Below are 15,851 nucleotides of genomic sequence, written 5' to 3' on the forward strand. Positions count from 1 at the left end.
GTTAACTCTCTCACCCTTAACCAAACACTTTCAACGTTTGCTTCTCACTCTCGAGCCAGAGGGTTACTTAAATGTCTCCCCCTGCTCTTTTCAACAAGGAGGCACTATGATCACTCATATTAGCCCTGCCGGTAGCATGGATTTACTCTCTCAACTTGAGGTTGAGCGTCTTAAGAAAACCGCGTCTAGTGATCTGTACCAACTGTATCGTAACTGTACGTTAGCGGTACTCAACTCAGGTAGCCATACCGACAACTCCAAAGAGTTGCTCGACAAATATCTGTCGTTCGATGTCGAAGTCGTGCGCCGTGAGCGTGGTATCAAGCTCGAACTGAGCAACCCACCAGAACATGCCTTTGTCGATGGTGAAATCATCAAGGGGATACAAGAGCACCTATTCTCAGTGCTACGTGACATTGTGTACGTCAACATGCACCTAGCCGACAACCAAAGGCTTAACCTGACCAACGCCACTCATATCACCAACCTAGTGTTTGGTATTTTAAGAAATGCTGGAGCACTAACTCCGGGCATCGAACCGAACCTTATCGTGTGTTGGGGCGGTCACTCAATCAATGCCAGCGAATACCAATACACTCGTGAAGTGGGTAATGAACTTGGCCTGCGAGAGCTGAACATCTGTACCGGTTGTGGACCGGGCGCGATGGAAGGCCCTATGAAAGGAGCGGCGATTGGTCACGCGAAGCAACGCTACACCGATCACCGTTACCTAGGTCTTACTGAACCATCTATCATTGCGGCTGAGCCACCAAACCCGATCGTGAATGAGCTAGTGATCATGCCAGATATCGAGAAGCGTCTTGAGGCGTTTGTTCGTATGGCGCACGGCATCATCATTTTCCCTGGCGGCCCAGGTACTGCCGAAGAGCTGTTGTACATCTTAGGTATTATGATGCACCCGAACAATGCCGATCAGCCAATGCCGATTGTATTAACGGGCTCGAAGGAGAGTGAAGCCTACTTCCGCTCAATTGATAAATTCATTGGCGAGACATTAGGTCCAGAAGCACAAAAACATTACGAGATCGTGATTGATGACCCGGCTCGCGCTGCAAAAATTATGAAGCAAGCTATGCCGGATGTCCGTTCTCACCGTAAAGAGACCGGCGATGCCTACAGCTATAACTGGTCACTGCATATTGAACCTGAGTTCCAACTGCCTTTCGATCCGACTCACGAATCGATGGCGGCACTCGACCTACACATGGACCAGAAAACAGAGAGCCTTGCGGCGAATCTGCGCAAAGCGTTCTCGGGCATTGTTGCGGGTAATGTCAAAGCTGAAGGTATTCTAGAGATAGAAAAACACGGCCCATTCATTATCGATGGTGACAAAGAGCTAATGACCAAAATGGACCAACTGCTTAACGACTTTGTTGAGCAACATCGAATGAAGCTACCGGGCGGGACCGACTACGTGCCTTGCTATAAAATCGCCTCACGTGATTAAGGCGTTTACGTTACCAACGTTTCAACTCACTAACTGATACGTTACTATAAGGGGCTAGCAGCCCCTTTTTTATTGCCTATTTAGTGGAAACTTATGTCTATCCATCTTGTTATTATCGATGCCTTGAATCTCATCCGACGCGTGCACTCGGCTCAGCCGGATCCAACCGATATAGCAAGAACCATCACCACGACAACTCGTACTCTAAATAAGATTACTTCAGAGTCTAAGCCGACTCATATCATCGCAGTGTTTGACCACCACCTGCAAGACCGAGGCTGGCGCGCGGAAGTGCTGCCTGGCTACAAGCAGAACCGAAAACCCATGCCAGAGCCACTCATGCAAGGCCTTGATGCGATCCAACAAGCTTGGTGGGAGTTAGGCATAGATTCGTTACTGTCCGATGGTGATGAAGCTGATGATTTAGTGGCAACGCTGGCTAAGAAGGTCGCAGACCATGGCGAGACCGTCACCATCATCTCTACAGACAAAGGCTACTGCCAACTGTTGTCGCCTACCCTGCAGATCCGTGATTATTTCCAACATCGCTGGTTAGATAAGCCCTTTATCGAGGCGGAGTTTGGTGTAAAACCAGAGCAGCTTGCAGATTACTGGGGGTTAACCGGTGTAAGCTCTAGCCAAGTGCCAGGCATCCCTGGCGTGGGACCGAAAGCAGCAAAAGAGATCTTAACCACTTACCCAGACATTGAAACGGCCTTTCAAGCGGAAGATTTACCGAAAAAATATCGTAAGAAGTTTGATGAACACGTTGAGTCCGCTCGAGTGTGTAAGCAAGTCTCAGCTCTCAAAACAGACATAGATTTAGGTTTTAACCTGCAAGATATTCGTTACGAAGCAAGCACTTAGCTCTATATAGCAACTCTCTGTCATACGAAGTTCCAGATACAGAAAAGCCTTAGTCGATACTAAGGCTTTTTGTTATTTTGGCTGCCGCCTAACTGAACTTAATCGAATGATTAGAAGTTATAAGCGATAGAAGCTTTGAAGTTACGACCGGCTTCGTAGCTGGTGTACTTGTCTGAGCCCCAAGAGATACCAAAGCCAGTATGCTCTGCGTATTTCTTATCAAGAATGTTATCGATACCGATGTTCATCTCTAGGTCTTTCGCAAACGTCGGCGTGTAAGCCGCCCAGATATTATGTGTTGCAAAACCAGCACGCTTCACTTGCTCACCCTTTTCATCCGTGTAGTCATTACCCGGAACGAAGCGAGAATCCCAACCAAACACAAACTCACTATTTAGACTGTAGTTAAAGCCCGCTTTGAAGTTATGAATGCCAGTTTTGCTCATGTGACTTGTTTTGCCACTCTCTAGATCTTTCTGGTCACCATCCGAGTAAGAGTGGTTAGCGTATACGCTTAGAGAGTCTAGTGCGTAGCTCAGTACCGTTTCCACACCCCACACTTCAACATCATACTGGTTTGCCAGTGTTGAGTTGTTCTTAGTTGGGTGCATTTGGTTATCAAGGTTGTAGGTGTAAGCCGTGAAACCTAGGATAGCGTAGTCCGCAGCAAGCAAGCGTGTCAGCTCGTAATCAAAACCAGCCTCGTAGTTATTACCCGTCATCGCCTTAGTATCAGACTGATTAACATCAGATGCGGCTTTCATCGTTAATGCTTCTGGCAATGATGCGCCTTTAAACAGACGACCGTAGCCTACACGAAGTTTTAGATTACCCGTGGTTTGGTATTCACCTTTGAATTTAGGAGACAGCTGGTCAAAATCACCATCGTAAACACCACCAAGTTTATGAACGTCGTAACGCAAGCCAGTGGTTAAACGGAAGTCGCTAAACTCGTACATGTCTTGTAGGTAAAGGCCGTAGGCCGTCACAGTACCACCATCCATGCCGTACTTCTTGGTTTCACCTTGCTTAGAACCACTTTGGTAAACACCGTCGCCCGCGTCAATCCACTGCTCAGCTTTATAGCCATCAAGACCATAAGTCAGCTCATGCTCACCAACCCAAGAGATATTGCGAATGTCACCACCAATGGTCGTCACGTTGTATTCACGATGTGGGATTGATAACTCACCATCTTTAGTAAATTCCCAAGAGCCATTTACTTGATTCCAATCGCCGTAGTCTTCAGTTAGAGCATCACGGTCCATGTACTGGCGGTTGTAGTAGATATTAGTTTTTAGGTGTACCAAGTCACTACCGGCATCGTATTCGTGCTGCAGAGTCACAGTATCACGGTTAAGCGAGTGGTAGTTATGCTCATCATCCGCATACAGAGCACCGGCTTTCTCACCAGAAAGCTGACGTTTACCGCCATCGTTGTATCGGTTGAAAGTCAGTTTAAATTCGTTAGCATCATTCGGGATGAATACCACTTTCGCGATACCAGACTTCAATTCGCCTTGCTTAGACGTCACTGCTTCCTGATCTGGGATATGTAGATCACCGTCTTCAGAGTAGTTTGCAATCCCCATGAATTGCAGCTTGTCGTTTACTTTTGCATACACAGCAACGTTGGTTGCGAAACGCTCGTAAGCCGTTTGGTAGCTAGTTTTAACTCGAGCACCAATGCTTTCACCAGGCTTAAGAAGGTCGCTTGGATCTTTTGTCTCGTAGCTAAATGAGCCGTTGATCGCACCAGAACCCGACAGTGCAGAGTTACCACCTAATTCAATTTCAGCACGCTTAAGCATCGCTGGGTCAATGGCCTGATCACCAGAGTGGTGGAAAAGCTGACCTTCTTGACGTGCGCCATCAATGGTCACCACGGCAAACTTGTCTTCCATACCACGTACATACACTTTGCGAGAGTAACGTGCGTTTCCGTCTACCGTTACGCTTGGCATAGTATTCAGAACGTCTTTAATGTCTGATGCTTGTTTCTTTTCAAGTGTGTCAGAGTTGATTTCAGTCTGAACAAGTTGATCAAGAGCAGAGCCAATTACGACGACTGTTTCTTGTTCGTCGGCAGCAAGGGCTGTAAAAGAAGTTAAGGCAACCGTAACGGCTACTGAAAGTGCTTTAAGTTTCATATTGTGTTTTTATATTTTATAGATTCAAGTCAGGGGACGTGAATATTACACAAATTGAATGATAATTCTTATCATTTACATTCTTTACTTACGTTCACTTACTTTTAATAAAATAGAATTTGTTAAGATGCCCTCGCTGTAAAACTTACTTCGTTTTGCTGCTGAATCTTTGAATAAATCCTGCTTCGTATCACCCCTGAAGATAGGTAGCCGTAAGTCTCGATCACTTGCGGCTTTTTTAATATTCAAATACTGAAATAGCCTGCATTTCGACAACTTTCCTCTTATTTCGCGCCTATATTCGAGTAATTTCACGAACTTCAGATACAAAAAATGCCCCTTAAAGGAGCATTTTTATCACTGATATATCAACGCCAATATTAGTGCGGTGAGATATTTGAAAGTGACTGGATATGGACCGTAATTTCTTCGCGGTCATGATATAGGTGCTTCGCCTGCATCTTGAACTTCACTTTGTTCTCAATCAGGAACAGTTTTAGGTTCTCGATATCTTGCAGAACTTCATCGTAACGGCCCTTCATTGGCAGTTTAAGGTTGAATAGAGCTTCTTTCGCCCAACCTTTGATGATCCACTCCCCCATAAGGTGTGCAACGCGCGCAGGTTTCTCAACCATGTCACAGATGATCCAAGTTACGTTCTTACGGTCTGGTTCGAACTTAAAGCCATCCACCATGTGGTGTTTGATTTGACCAGTTTCCATCAAGCTGTCCGCCATCATGCCGTTATCCACACAGTGAACGAACATCGAACGCTTAACCAATTGGTAAGTCCAACCACCTGGACAGGCGCCTAAGTCTACGCCCCACATACCCGGAGCCAGACGCTCATCCCACTCATCACGAGGAATAAATACGTGGAATGCCTCTTCTAACTTCAATGTAGAACGGCTTGGTGCATCTGAAGGGAACTTCAAACGAGGAATGCCCATGAAGAACTGCGAGTTGTTGGTTGGGTAAGAGTAACCAACAAAGCAGTGACCAGGCGCGATGAAGCACAAGTGAAGCACAGGCTTCTTAGCGTTGTCCTTCGCTGTCATCAAACCTTTACCGCGCATTGCTTGACGCATTGGCACAGTAAACTTACGACAGAACTTCAGTAGCTCTTTTGCTTCGTTAGTATCCGGTGTTTCGATACGAATATCACCACAGCGAGGGAAGCCTTCTTTCTCAGAAAGCGCCTCAAGAATTGGAGAGATACGGTCATCGGTTGGCAGATCTTTGATTTCAACTGCTACTGCTAGCATTTGACGAGCAAAGATCAGCGATTGGAAGTCAATCTCTTTGATCAACTTATCCGCTTCACCAGCTTGGTAACATTCAAACAGTACAAAACCGGTATTGTTCTTTAAGCGAGGAAAACCAAACACTTCCAGTTGTGTTGCCTTGTCTTGAATTTCGCCAGCACATTCTTTTTCAAAACCAGAGCGACAATAAAGTAGTACGTGTTTCACTGAGTTACCTCTTTTATATTCAAAGCAGCGAAGGAGAAGACTCCCCAACCAATGATAAATAGTAGACCACCAAACGGAGTTATTGGGCCAAACCATTTTATTCCTGTCAGTGCCAGCGCATACAGGCTACCACTAAAACAAAGGATGCCGATGATAAAGCAAATTGCCGCAATGAAAAAATATTTTTGTGATTTAGCGCCAAGTTTCATCTGTAGCAGAGCGCCGCACGCTAATATCGCTAGCGTATGGATAAACTGATACTGAACCCCTGTCTCGAATACGCCCAGATGATACTCAGGCAGAATCGCCTTTAACCCATGTGCAGCGAACGCACCAAGCATTACCGCAATAGCGCCAGATAGACCAGAAAAGGTGAGTAGGTACTTACTCTTCATTAAGCACCTCTTTAATGAATGCAGAGAGCTTTTCGACTGTTAATGCGATGTTCTGCTGTTCTGTGTAGCCAGAGCTCTTGCGCGGCTTGAAGCTGTGATCGCCATCGGGAATAAACTCGACTTGAATAGAATCCGATAGGTCGAAATCGACAAACTCTTCACGCTTACCAAAGGTATCGCGCTCGCCTTGTAGAATCAGACACGGCTTTTGCAAAGAGGCAAGATGCTCACCTTTGTAATTCTCTGGTTTACCCGGAGGGTGGAAAGGGAAACCCAAACAAGCCATTGCTGCGACTTTATCTAGCTCAGATAAGTGGCTCGCCATACGGCCTCCCATCGACTTACCACCAATCACAAGCTTGTCAGCATCAGTTTGCTCAATAATCTCTTGATAGGCTTCAAGCAGCTTAGGCGCTCTATCCGGCGGACGACGCTTACCATCTTCGGCACGCTTAATCATATAAGGGAAATTGAAGCGAACCACTCGTATCCCTTTAAAGGCTAATCCTTTGGCTACCGACTGCATGAATTCATGATCCATACCTGCACCCGCACCGTGCGCAAAGATAAAGGTAATTGGATTATCTTCACCATCAATAATGATGTTACTCATCTAGTAAATCCTCTTGTTCACTTTGCGCTTTAGCCAGCATCCAATCACGGAAAGTAGCGATACGCCCCATGTCAGCTTGTTTCTCATGACACACCACATAGAAAGCGTTCTTGCTTACCAACACCTCATCAAATGGCGCAATCAAACGACCCGCTTCGATTTCAGGTTGTGCGAGAACGTTGTTACCTAGCGCAATACCCTGCCCGTGTGCGGCAGCTTGCAACACCATGGTTGAGTGGCTGAAGATCGGTCCATGGTTAACATTTACCCCATCGATACCATTTTGTTTCGCAAACTGTTTCCAATCTTTACGAGACGTGTCATGCAATAGCGTATGACATGTTAAATCTTTTAGAGATTCTAATGGCTTTGTCCCCAGTAACACTGAAGGTGAACACAGTGGAATCAAGTATTCTTGATACAGCTTATCGGCTCTCAGTCCCGGCCAATTTCCTCGGCCGTAGTAAATAGCCACGTCCACATCATCCGTCAACGAGCCTTCATCCATATCAACCGCTTTGATTCGAACATCAATATCAGGTTCTTGTTGATTAAAGTCAGCAAGCCTTGGCACCAACCACTGAATCGCGAAGCTTGGAGGCAAACTGATGGTTAACGCGCCCTTCTCACTTCTCTCAAGCACCTTATCAGTTGCCTCAGCCAGCGATGTAAATATATCTTTGATATCTAAGAAGTAGCTCTGCCCTTCTTCTGTAAGCAGTAAAGAGCGGTTTCTTCGGCGAAAAAGCTTCAAAGACAGAAACTCTTCAAGCGCTTTGATCTGATGACTCACCGCAGCTTGAGTAACAAACAACTCTTCAGCGGCACGCGTAAAACTCAAGTGTCGAGCCGCAGCTTCAAACACTCTTAACGAGTTTAATGGGGGTAATCGACGAGACATAGTTACTCTCTAAATAAGCATTAGTTTTTTTTATCTGAAACATTATAATTTGTCCATTGCCTAGCGGCTAGAGAAATTCTATATTTCATTCCGCAGTAGCTAGCCTGAACGGCTTGATTCTCTCTAGAATCAATTGGCTTAGCTCCTGCGATGTTGTGTTTGCAAACTCGTACTTTTCGAGTTGGGTAGAGTTCTACCAAATGTTTTGTTGCAGCTACGCGCTGAAACGAGGCATCTACTTCCTGTATTTATTTTGACCTGTCTGTCAAATTTGTTTACACCGCCTATAAGGCGGTGTTTTTTTATGTCCAAAGCAAAGTAACAACAAGTTTATCAATAGCTGTACTAATTAATCCTTACTATTTCTTGACTCTAATCACAAAATCTAACGTCCGCTTACTTAAACAATCATACGCATACAAAAATAAGCATTTAATTGCACCTTTTAGTAACAATGCAGATGCTAACAGTGCAAACTAAAAATCGATTTATAACATCAGCTTGGGTGTAAACAAAAAGACCATACGAGCAACACAGTGGAACAACTGTATCGATTACAGAATAACAATCAACCGGTAAATAAAAAGCCGCTTACTTTTCAGTAAGCGGCTTTCTGTATCTGTTACAACCTAAGTCGTGCTCTAAGCTAGCAGACTATGGGCGGTAAACCTTAACATTCTTGAAGCCCTGCTCTTGCAGGTAAAGCGCTTGCAGACGGCTCATAACACCACGGTCACAGTACAGTAGGTACTCTTTACCTTGGTCTAAGTCACCAAATTGCGTCGCTAGCTTGTAGAAAGGAAGGTGTTTTACATCAACGCCATCGATTTCTAATGGGCTTTCGTCTTCTTCGTCTGGGCTACGAATATCAAGAACGATAGCGTGCTCAGCAACAGCTTGAACCTGTTCCACTTCTGGAGCTTGCTCTTGGCTCTCTTTCTCAATGTCACGGATATCCATAACACGAGCGTTCTCGATCACTTGCTCTAGCACTTCAAAGTTAAACTTAGCTTCTTCTGCTTCAAGTTTACCTTTCTTCGCTTTCACTGTTGGCTTCTTAGAGATAACACCACAGTATTCTGGCATTACTTTCGCGAAGTCTTCAGTGCCGATCTCGCGCGCAAGGTCGATGATGTCTTCTTTGTCCCAGTTGATAAGTGGACGAAGGATCAGCGTATCCGTTACGTTATCGATGTGACGCAGGTTAGTTAGCGTTTGGCTTGATACCTGACCTAGTGCTTCACCAGTAACCAATGCTTCGATCTTGAACTTATCTGCAACCATACCACCAGCACGCATGAACATACGCTTAAGCACTACGCCCATTTGGCCGTCTTCTACGTTCTCAAGGATTTCAGCCACGACTGGTTCAAAGTCTACAGAGATGAACTTCACTTTTGCCGAAGAACCGTACTTGTTCCATAGGTAATGAGCCACTTGCTTAACGCCAATCTCGTGCGCAGGACCGCCAAGGTTGAAGAAACAGTAGTGAACTTTAGAGCCACGTTTGATGTGTAGGTAGCTTGATACGCCTGAGTCAAAGCCGCCAGAGATCAAGCTCAATAGGTCTTCTTGAGTACCAAGAGGAAAACCACCAAGGCCCTTGTGGCGAGCGAGAACTTGGTTAAGTTTGTCGTTCGCGACTTCAACTTTAACCGTAACTTCTGGCTCTTTCAGCTTAACGCGTGCCGACTCAACCGCTTGGTTCAGACCGCCACCTACGTAGCGCTCAAGCTCGATAGACGTAAACTCATGCTTACCACGACGCTTAGCACGAACAGAGAATGTTTTACCTTCAATGTCAGCACGGCTGCGCTCTAATACTTGCTCATAGATATCGTGCAAGTCTTTGAATTCAGACTGTTGAACCTCAAGAGAATGGTGAATACCTGGAGTGTGAGTCAGAGCCTCTAACACTTCGTTGTAGTACTTATCACTTTCTGATGTCACTTCGATATGGTCACGACGGTTAAATACCGCAACACCTTCACAGCGACGCTGAATAACGTTACGAATGTTGCACTCTAGAATCCTTGTGAAGCGCTTACGCACCGATTCACTTTTTACAAAAATTTCCGGATGGGGCTTAACAATAAATTTCATAGTACGTTCACAACATTAATGTTCAAAATTTTTAAAAGGCTCTTCGCCAAGTAAATTGGAGAATTTACACAGCACTTGAAGCAAGAGTAGATCATATCTAAATCTAAGGGCGCGAATTATACATGAGAAAGTGAAACAAGGAAAAGAGTGCTTGCTTAGGCACCAGTAATAAATATGCACCTTATTAAAAATAGCATGCTTACTCACTGCCGGTAGCCAAAGAGGTCAATCAACCGTTCATCGCCCAAATAAAAAGCCCAACCTCATCATAAGGTTGGGCTTTCTGGTCAATTACATCTCTCGAGATAACTCAGGCTATTGAGAGATAGCTGGGACTTCGTCACTGTATAGCGGCTCACCCTGCATAATGCTGATTTCTACACGGCGGTTTAGGCTGCGCTGCCATTCAGTATCATTAGGCTCTACTGGCTCTGTATCCGCCATACCACGTACTCTCAAACGTTGATGAGAGAATCCGCGAACCTTTTCCATCTCTTGAGCAACAGATACCGCGCGCTGAGATGACAGATCCCAATTCGAGCGATACAGCTCAGAATCAAGACGTTGATTATCAGTGTGACCAGAGATTCGAACAATGCCCGGTACATCTTTCACCAATTCAGCCACCTGTCTCACCAAAGGTCGAAACTTAGGCTGTAAGAAAGCAGAGCCCGATGGGAATGCACCCTTCTCACGAATTCGAATCACAATCTGTTGGCCTAGATTTTCCACCTCAATCGCGCCTTGGTCGATCTCTCGTTCCAACGCCTTCTTGATGCTTTCCATCAAGGTTTCCATCTCTTGAGATTGAGCTTCGGCTTGCTGTTGCTGTTGGTCTGACTCAGAGTTTTGGTTGTCGTGAGTCGATACCTCTGGCGACTTGCCTCCAGTCATCTTGCCTTGGTCACGCATGGTACCACCAGCGCGCTCAGATTCACCTTCATGAAATTCCAGCGTCTGCTGAGTGATATCTATCGTTTGCTGCATGATCACATCAATTGGCGTTGGCTCTGGGCGACCAGGACGAAACTCTTGTGCAATGATGCTGGTCCCTTTCGGGATGTCTTTGACTTCTAGGCGGTTCTGCACACCAAATGCGAACTTCATCGAGCCAGCGATCTGCTTAAACTTCAGTACATCCATCTCAGAGAATGAGAGTAGAAGTACGAAGAAACACATCAGCAGTGACATCAAGTCAGCAAATGTTCCCATCCATTGAGGTAACCCCGGAGGAGGACATTTACATGGATTCTCTTCATCCATCTTCAACTCCTCTTACGCAGGTTCACCATCAATCGTACGCTTACCTTCATTTAGGTAGCTCTTCAGGTAACCATCAATAACTCGTGGGTTTTGACCATCTTGAATCGCTAACACACCATCCATCACCAAACGACGGTTCAGTGTCTCTTGGTCACGACGCAGTGCAAGCTTGTCTGCGATAGGGAAAAACACCATGTTCGATAGAATTGCGCCATACAGCGTAGTCAAGAGTGCAACTGCCATCGCAGGGCCGATCGCTTTAGGGTCATCCATGTTCGAAAGCATGGCAACCAGACCAACCAAGGTACCGATCATACCCATTGCAGGAGAAACATCACCAAATGCAGAGAACACCTTCGCCCCCTGTTCATGACGTTCGGTGGTTAGCGCAATATCTTTTTGCAATGCAGCACGCACCACATCACCGTCATGGCCATCGACTAACAGGTCGATGCCCTTTTGCATAAAGCTGTTGCTGATTTCCATCTCTTCCAGAGCTAAGAAACCACCTTTACGTGCTGCGTCCGCCATTTCAACAATCTTAGCGATAAGGTCTTCAGGCTCATCGGCTTTAAACATAAAAGCTTTGCCAGCAATCTTAGTCGCGCCAAAGAACTGTCCCATGGTGAACTTCATCAGAACAACAAACGTTGAACCACCAACCACGATCAATATGGATGTCGTGTCATAGAACATCCCGAGGCTTCCACCTAGGATCATTGCCATGATTACAAAGGCAAATCCACCAATCAAACCTATTAGGGTTGCTAAATCCACTGAGCACTCCTCATGCTTTTTTGTAGCTCTATGTCGACGATAATCTTTTTATCGGCAAGACTATAAGATCTTTTAGTAAATTCTTGGCCTAAGTATCACACTTTTGCTTTTTGTATCACAACTATTACCCGCTTCCCCGTTCTCGAGCAGTCATAAACTCGATAAAGGTGAGGATATTAGATGAAAGTGGCTTCAAGCCTCTTAAAAACGAACTTTCTAGCAAAATTTATTGGTTACATTTGACCATCTCAACGCCCTAAGGTAACGTTCGTTCATCTTTCCAAACGCAGATTTATTATGGCTACTAAGAAACCTGAAAATATGAGCTTTGAAGCAGCAATCGAAGAGCTCGACGGCTTGGTTGATCAACTAGAAAACGGTGATCTAGCTTTAGATGATGCGCTGAAAAAATTTGAACGAGGTATCTCCCTCGCTCGTGCTGGTCAAAGCAAACTAAACGATGCTGAACAGCGTGTTAGCATCCTACTGCAAAATGATGAAAACGCAGAACTTAGTGACTTTAACCCACAACCAGAATAACGAATTGTATGAGATCCCCTATGATCGAGACTTTATTGTCTTATCAGGCACGTAATAACGAGCAACTGAACCTTTGGCTTGATCGCCTGCCACACCAAAATCAGAACCTGATCAACGCAATGCGTTATGGGTTACTTTTAGGCGGCAAACGCGCGCGTCCATTTCTTGTCTATATTACAGGGGAGATGCTCGGTTGCACCGCTGAAGAGCTCGACACTCCAGCTTCTGCAGTCGAATGTATTCATGCCTACTCTCTGATTCACGACGACCTGCCAGCAATGGATGACGACGAACTGCGTCGTGGCCATCAGACCTGTCACATCAAATTCGATGAAGCGACCGCCATTTTAACGGGCGATGCCCTACAAACTCTGGCATTTACTATACTTGCTGAAGGCACATTAAGTGCTGACGGGGAAAGCAATCGCGTTCGAATGATTCAACGCCTAGCTGAAGCCTCTGGTGCTCAAGGTATGTGTATTGGTCAGGCGCTCGATATCGAAGCTGAAAACCGCGCGGTTACGCTAGAAGAACTGGAAGAGGTTCACCGTAATAAAACGGGTGCTCTTATGAAAAGTGCCATCCGTTTAGGTGCTCTAGCTGCTGGTGAAAAAGCGTTTGAGGTGCTCCCTCAATTAGATAAATACGCAGATGCCATCGGGTTAGCCTTCCAAGTTCAAGACGATATCTTAGATATCATTGGCGACACCGAAACTTTGGGTAAACCACAGGGTTCTGACCAAGGTTTGAACAAAAGCACCTACCCTTCTTTGCTAGGTTTAGAGGGCGCTCAAGAAAAAGCGCAATCTCTACTGCAGGAAGCGCTTCAAGCTTTGGCTGCAATCCCATACAATACCCAGTTACTCGAAGAGTTCGCCCGATACGTCATCGAGCGCAAGAACTAAGACAATAAGCGCGCATTACCTATGACTCTTGATATATCAAAGTACCCAACTCTTGCTTTGGCTGATAAGCCAGAGGATTTGCGTCTTCTCCCGAAAGAGACGCTAACACAGCTTTGTGATGAATTACGCACCTATCTTCTTAACTCAGTGAGCCAATCAAGTGGCCACTTAGCGTCAGGTCTAGGTACGGTAGAGCTCACTGTTGCTCTGCATTATGTGTACAACACGCCTTTTGACCAGTTGGTTTGGGATGTTGGCCACCAAGCATACCCGCACAAAATTCTTACTGGTCGTCGCGACCGTTTGTCGACTATCCGTCAAAAAGATGGACTACACCCATTCCCATGGCGTGAAGAGAGCGAGTACGACACCCTTTCTGTTGGTCACTCTTCAACATCGATCAGTGCTGCACTCGGTATGGCGATCAGCGCGAAGAAAGAAGGCAAGAACCGTAAAGTTGTGAGTGTGATTGGTGACGGTGCTATTACTGCCGGTATGGCATTTGAAGCCATGAATCACGCGGGCGATGTTCACAATGACATGCTGGTTATCCTTAACGATAACGAGATGTCGATTTCTGAAAACGTTGGCGCGCTGAACAACCACCTAGCTCAAGTTCTTTCTGGCAGTCTTTACACGTCTATTCGTGAGGGCGGCAAGAAAGTGCTATCTGGTGTTCCACCGATTAAAGAGCTAGTTCGTCGTACAGAAGAACACCTAAAAGGCATGGTTGTTCCTGGCACCATGTTTGAAGAGCTAGGCTTTAATTACATTGGCCCAGTAGACGGCCACGATGTAAACGAGCTGATTAAAACGCTTAAGAACATGAGAGACCTAAAAGGTCCTCAGTTCCTGCACATCATGACCAAGAAAGGTAAAGGCTACGAGCCAGCAGAGAAAGATCCAATTGGCTACCACGGTGTACCTAAATTCGACCCTGCACACTCAAGCTTGCCTAAGAGCACCAGCTCTAAGCCAACGTTCTCTAAGATTTTTGGCGATTTCCTATGTGATATGGCAGCGCAAGATCCTAAGCTAATGGCGATCACGCCAGCAATGCGTGAAGGGTCAGGCATGGTGCGTTTCTCGAAAGAGTACCCAGAACAATACTTCGATGTTGCCATTGCTGAGCAGCACGCAGTAACGCTAGCAACCGGTATGGCGATTGCGGGTGATAAGCCGATTGTGGCTATCTACTCGACATTCCTACAACGTGGCTACGATCAACTGATCCACGATGTGGCTATCATGGATCTACCGGTTATGTTCGCGATTGACCGTGCAGGTCTTGTGGGTGCCGACGGTCAAACACACCAAGGTGCGTTCGACTTAAGCTTCATGCGCTGCATTCCAAACATGGTGATCATGGCACCAAGCGATGAAAACGAATGTCGCCAAATGCTTTACACTGGCCACCAGCACAATGGACCAAGTGCGGTTCGATACCCTCGTGGTAATGGCATGGGCACAAAGATTCAAAGTGAGTTTACTGCACTTGAGATTGGTAAAGGTCGTATCGTTCGTGAAAGCTCAAAAGCAAAAGATGGCGCTAAGGTTGCTATCCTAAGCTTTGGTACTTTCCTAGAAAATGCACTTCAAGCTGCTGATGCAATGGATGCGACCGTTGCAGACATGCGCTTTGTTAAGCCGCTAGATGAAGCTCTAATCAAACAACTTGCCGCTGACCACGATGTACTGGTGACTATCGAAGAGAATGCGATTGCCGGTGGTGCAGGTGCAGGTGTGATTGAATTCTTGATGCAAGAGAAACTGCTAATGCCTGTACTGAATCTTGGCCTACCAGACAAGTTCATTGCTCAAGGCACTCAAGGTGAACTGCATGAAGAGCTAGGCTTAGACGCGAAAGGTATTGAGAAGTCTATCTCTGAGTACCTTGCTAAATAGCTTTCAGTAGCGAACTGCATAAGCAACAAAACAAAAAAAGGTTGGCCCTAGGGTCAACCTTTTTAGTATCCGCTAACTCATTAGCTAGCCACTGTTTAAGTCAGTTGTTACAACAAATTAGCAGCACGGCTTAAGAACAGGTGCGTCGTAGTTCTCTGGTTCATCAGAGTAGATAGCAACATTAAAGTTCTCAACTAAGCCTGTTTCATCAACACACTGCTCTTGAAAGAACTGTTGAATTTCACGACGTTGACAATGTGCTTCAAACGCTTCGTTATCTGCCCAAATTTCGTTGAAAGCGATCGGAAAGCTCTGACCTTCAGCAAACGGGCTCTGGATGTGACGAGTTACTGTGTATTGAATACAACCATCTTCACGCAGAGTGTTTGGCTCTAGTGCTTTTAAAACCTCAAAAAGTTCGTTCAATTTGCCTTCTTTCGGTTGAAATTGAGCGATGCAGTAAACCTTCTTAGACATTGTAATTCCTTG

14 protein-coding genes are annotated in these 15,851 nt (G+C 45.7%); 5 read left to right on the forward strand and 9 right to left on the reverse strand.

What is annotated here, in order from left to right:
• Window positions 1-106 precede the first annotated feature (106 nt).
• Both ppnN and xni read left to right on the forward strand, forming a co-directional pair.
• Window positions 107-1,471 (forward strand): nucleotide 5'-monophosphate nucleosidase PpnN, encoded by a 1,365-nt coding sequence (ppnN, locus tag OH460_RS06270; RefSeq protein WP_008222901.1) that lies wholly within the window; start codon window positions 107-109, stop codon window positions 1,469-1,471.
• Between the two features lie 93 nt (window positions 1,472-1,564).
• Window positions 1,565-2,338 (forward strand): flap endonuclease Xni, encoded by a 774-nt coding sequence (xni, locus tag OH460_RS06275; protein ID WP_269995965.1) that lies wholly within the window; start codon window positions 1,565-1,567, stop codon window positions 2,336-2,338.
• A gap of 110 nt (window positions 2,339-2,448) precedes the next feature.
• Here the strand turns inward: xni and OH460_RS06280 are convergent, their stop codons facing one another.
• From OH460_RS06280 to pomA, 8 genes are all read right to left on the reverse strand, one after another.
• Window positions 2,449-4,488 carry a TonB-dependent receptor plug domain-containing protein gene (locus OH460_RS06280; RefSeq protein WP_269995966.1) on the reverse strand — a complete coding sequence of 680 codons (2,040 nt, stop codon included), beginning with the start codon at window positions 4,486-4,488 and terminating at the stop codon, window positions 2,449-2,451.
• A gap of 380 nt (window positions 4,489-4,868) precedes the next feature.
• Window positions 4,869-5,960 carry a 23S rRNA (cytidine(2498)-2'-O)-methyltransferase RlmM gene (gene rlmM / locus OH460_RS06285; protein WP_004738523.1) on the reverse strand — a complete coding sequence of 364 codons (1,092 nt, stop codon included), beginning with the start codon at window positions 5,958-5,960 and terminating at the stop codon, window positions 4,869-4,871.
• Window positions 5,957-6,355, reverse strand: coding sequence for a DUF423 domain-containing protein (locus OH460_RS06290; RefSeq protein WP_269995967.1), 399 nt, complete (start codon window positions 6,353-6,355; stop codon window positions 5,957-5,959). Before OH460_RS06290 ends, rlmM begins: the two co-directional genes overlap by 4 nt.
• Window positions 6,345-6,968: an alpha/beta fold hydrolase gene (locus OH460_RS06295; RefSeq protein WP_116871730.1), complete on the reverse strand. Its 624-nt coding sequence runs from the start codon at window positions 6,966-6,968 to the stop codon at window positions 6,345-6,347. The genes OH460_RS06290 and OH460_RS06295 overlap by 11 nt, the downstream gene beginning before the upstream one ends.
• Window positions 6,961-7,869 (reverse strand): transcriptional regulator GcvA, encoded by a 909-nt coding sequence (locus OH460_RS06300; protein ID WP_061032573.1) that lies wholly within the window; start codon window positions 7,867-7,869, stop codon window positions 6,961-6,963. Before OH460_RS06300 ends, OH460_RS06295 begins: the two co-directional genes overlap by 8 nt.
• A gap of 654 nt (window positions 7,870-8,523) precedes the next feature.
• Window positions 8,524-9,972 carry a tRNA uracil 4-sulfurtransferase ThiI gene (gene thiI / locus OH460_RS06305; protein ID WP_269995968.1) on the reverse strand — a complete coding sequence of 483 codons (1,449 nt, stop codon included), beginning with the start codon at window positions 9,970-9,972 and terminating at the stop codon, window positions 8,524-8,526.
• Window positions 9,973-10,287: 315 nt separating this feature from the next.
• Window positions 10,288-11,235 (reverse strand): flagellar motor protein MotB, encoded by a 948-nt coding sequence (locus tag OH460_RS06310; protein WP_008218619.1) that lies wholly within the window; start codon window positions 11,233-11,235, stop codon window positions 10,288-10,290.
• A gap of 12 nt (window positions 11,236-11,247) precedes the next feature.
• Complete coding sequence (gene pomA / locus OH460_RS06315; RefSeq protein WP_008218621.1) at window positions 11,248-12,012, reverse strand: flagellar motor protein PomA; 765 nt, start codon at window positions 12,010-12,012, stop codon at window positions 11,248-11,250.
• A gap of 297 nt (window positions 12,013-12,309) precedes the next feature.
• Here pomA and xseB point away from each other — a divergent pair, with 297 nt between their 5' ends.
• From xseB to dxs, 3 genes are read left to right on the forward strand one after another with little or no spacing between them, the layout of a single operon-like run.
• Window positions 12,310-12,552, forward strand: a complete 243-nt coding sequence (gene xseB, locus OH460_RS06320) for an exodeoxyribonuclease VII small subunit (RefSeq protein ID WP_004734405.1) — start codon at window positions 12,310-12,312, stop codon at window positions 12,550-12,552.
• Between the two features lie 20 nt (window positions 12,553-12,572).
• Entirely contained in the window at window positions 12,573-13,457 is an 885-nt protein-coding gene (gene ispA, locus OH460_RS06325) for a (2E,6E)-farnesyl diphosphate synthase (protein ID WP_061032571.1), read from the forward strand.
• A 21-nt stretch (window positions 13,458-13,478) separates the two neighbouring features.
• Window positions 13,479-15,362 (forward strand): 1-deoxy-D-xylulose-5-phosphate synthase, encoded by a 1,884-nt coding sequence (gene dxs, locus OH460_RS06330; protein ID WP_269995969.1) that lies wholly within the window; start codon window positions 13,479-13,481, stop codon window positions 15,360-15,362.
• 117 nt (window positions 15,363-15,479) lie between these two features.
• Here the strand turns inward: dxs and OH460_RS06335 are convergent, their stop codons facing one another.
• Entirely contained in the window at window positions 15,480-15,839 is a 360-nt protein-coding gene (locus tag OH460_RS06335) for a putative quinol monooxygenase (protein ID WP_008218634.1), read from the reverse strand.
• Window positions 15,840-15,851 lie beyond the last annotated feature (12 nt).

The organism is Vibrio sp. Makdt, from assembly GCF_027587015.1.
GTDB lineage: Bacteria > Pseudomonadota > Gammaproteobacteria > Enterobacterales > Vibrionaceae > Vibrio > Vibrio chagasii_B.

Bases quoted from the DNA above. Each gene is read 5' to 3' on its own strand.
- ppnN (WP_008222901.1), top strand. From the start codon at position 107: ATGATCACTCATATTAGCCCTGCCGGTAGCATGGATTTACTCTCTCAA.
- xni (WP_269995965.1), top strand. From the start codon at position 1,565: ATGTCTATCCATCTTGTTATTATCGATGCCTTGAATCTCATCCGACGC.
- OH460_RS06280 (WP_269995966.1), bottom strand. From the start codon at position 4,488: ATGAAACTTAAAGCACTTTCAGTAGCCGTTACGGTTGCCTTAACTTCT.
- OH460_RS06290 (WP_269995967.1), bottom strand. From the start codon at position 6,355: ATGAAGAGTAAGTACCTACTCACCTTTTCTGGTCTATCTGGCGCTATT.
- OH460_RS06295 (WP_116871730.1), bottom strand. From the start codon at position 6,968: ATGAGTAACATCATTATTGATGGTGAAGATAATCCAATTACCTTTATC.
- OH460_RS06300 (WP_061032573.1), bottom strand. From the start codon at position 7,869: ATGTCTCGTCGATTACCCCCATTAAACTCGTTAAGAGTGTTTGAAGCT.
- thiI (WP_269995968.1), bottom strand. From the start codon at position 9,972: ATGAAATTTATTGTTAAGCCCCATCCGGAAATTTTTGTAAAAAGTGAA.
- OH460_RS06310 (WP_008218619.1), bottom strand. From the start codon at position 11,235: ATGGATGAAGAGAATCCATGTAAATGTCCTCCTCCGGGGTTACCTCAA.
- xseB (WP_004734405.1), top strand. From the start codon at position 12,310: ATGGCTACTAAGAAACCTGAAAATATGAGCTTTGAAGCAGCAATCGAA.
- ispA (WP_061032571.1), top strand. From the start codon at position 12,573: ATGATCGAGACTTTATTGTCTTATCAGGCACGTAATAACGAGCAACTG.
- dxs (WP_269995969.1), top strand. From the start codon at position 13,479: ATGACTCTTGATATATCAAAGTACCCAACTCTTGCTTTGGCTGATAAG.
- OH460_RS06335 (WP_008218634.1), bottom strand. From the start codon at position 15,839: ATGTCTAAGAAGGTTTACTGCATCGCTCAATTTCAACCGAAAGAAGGC.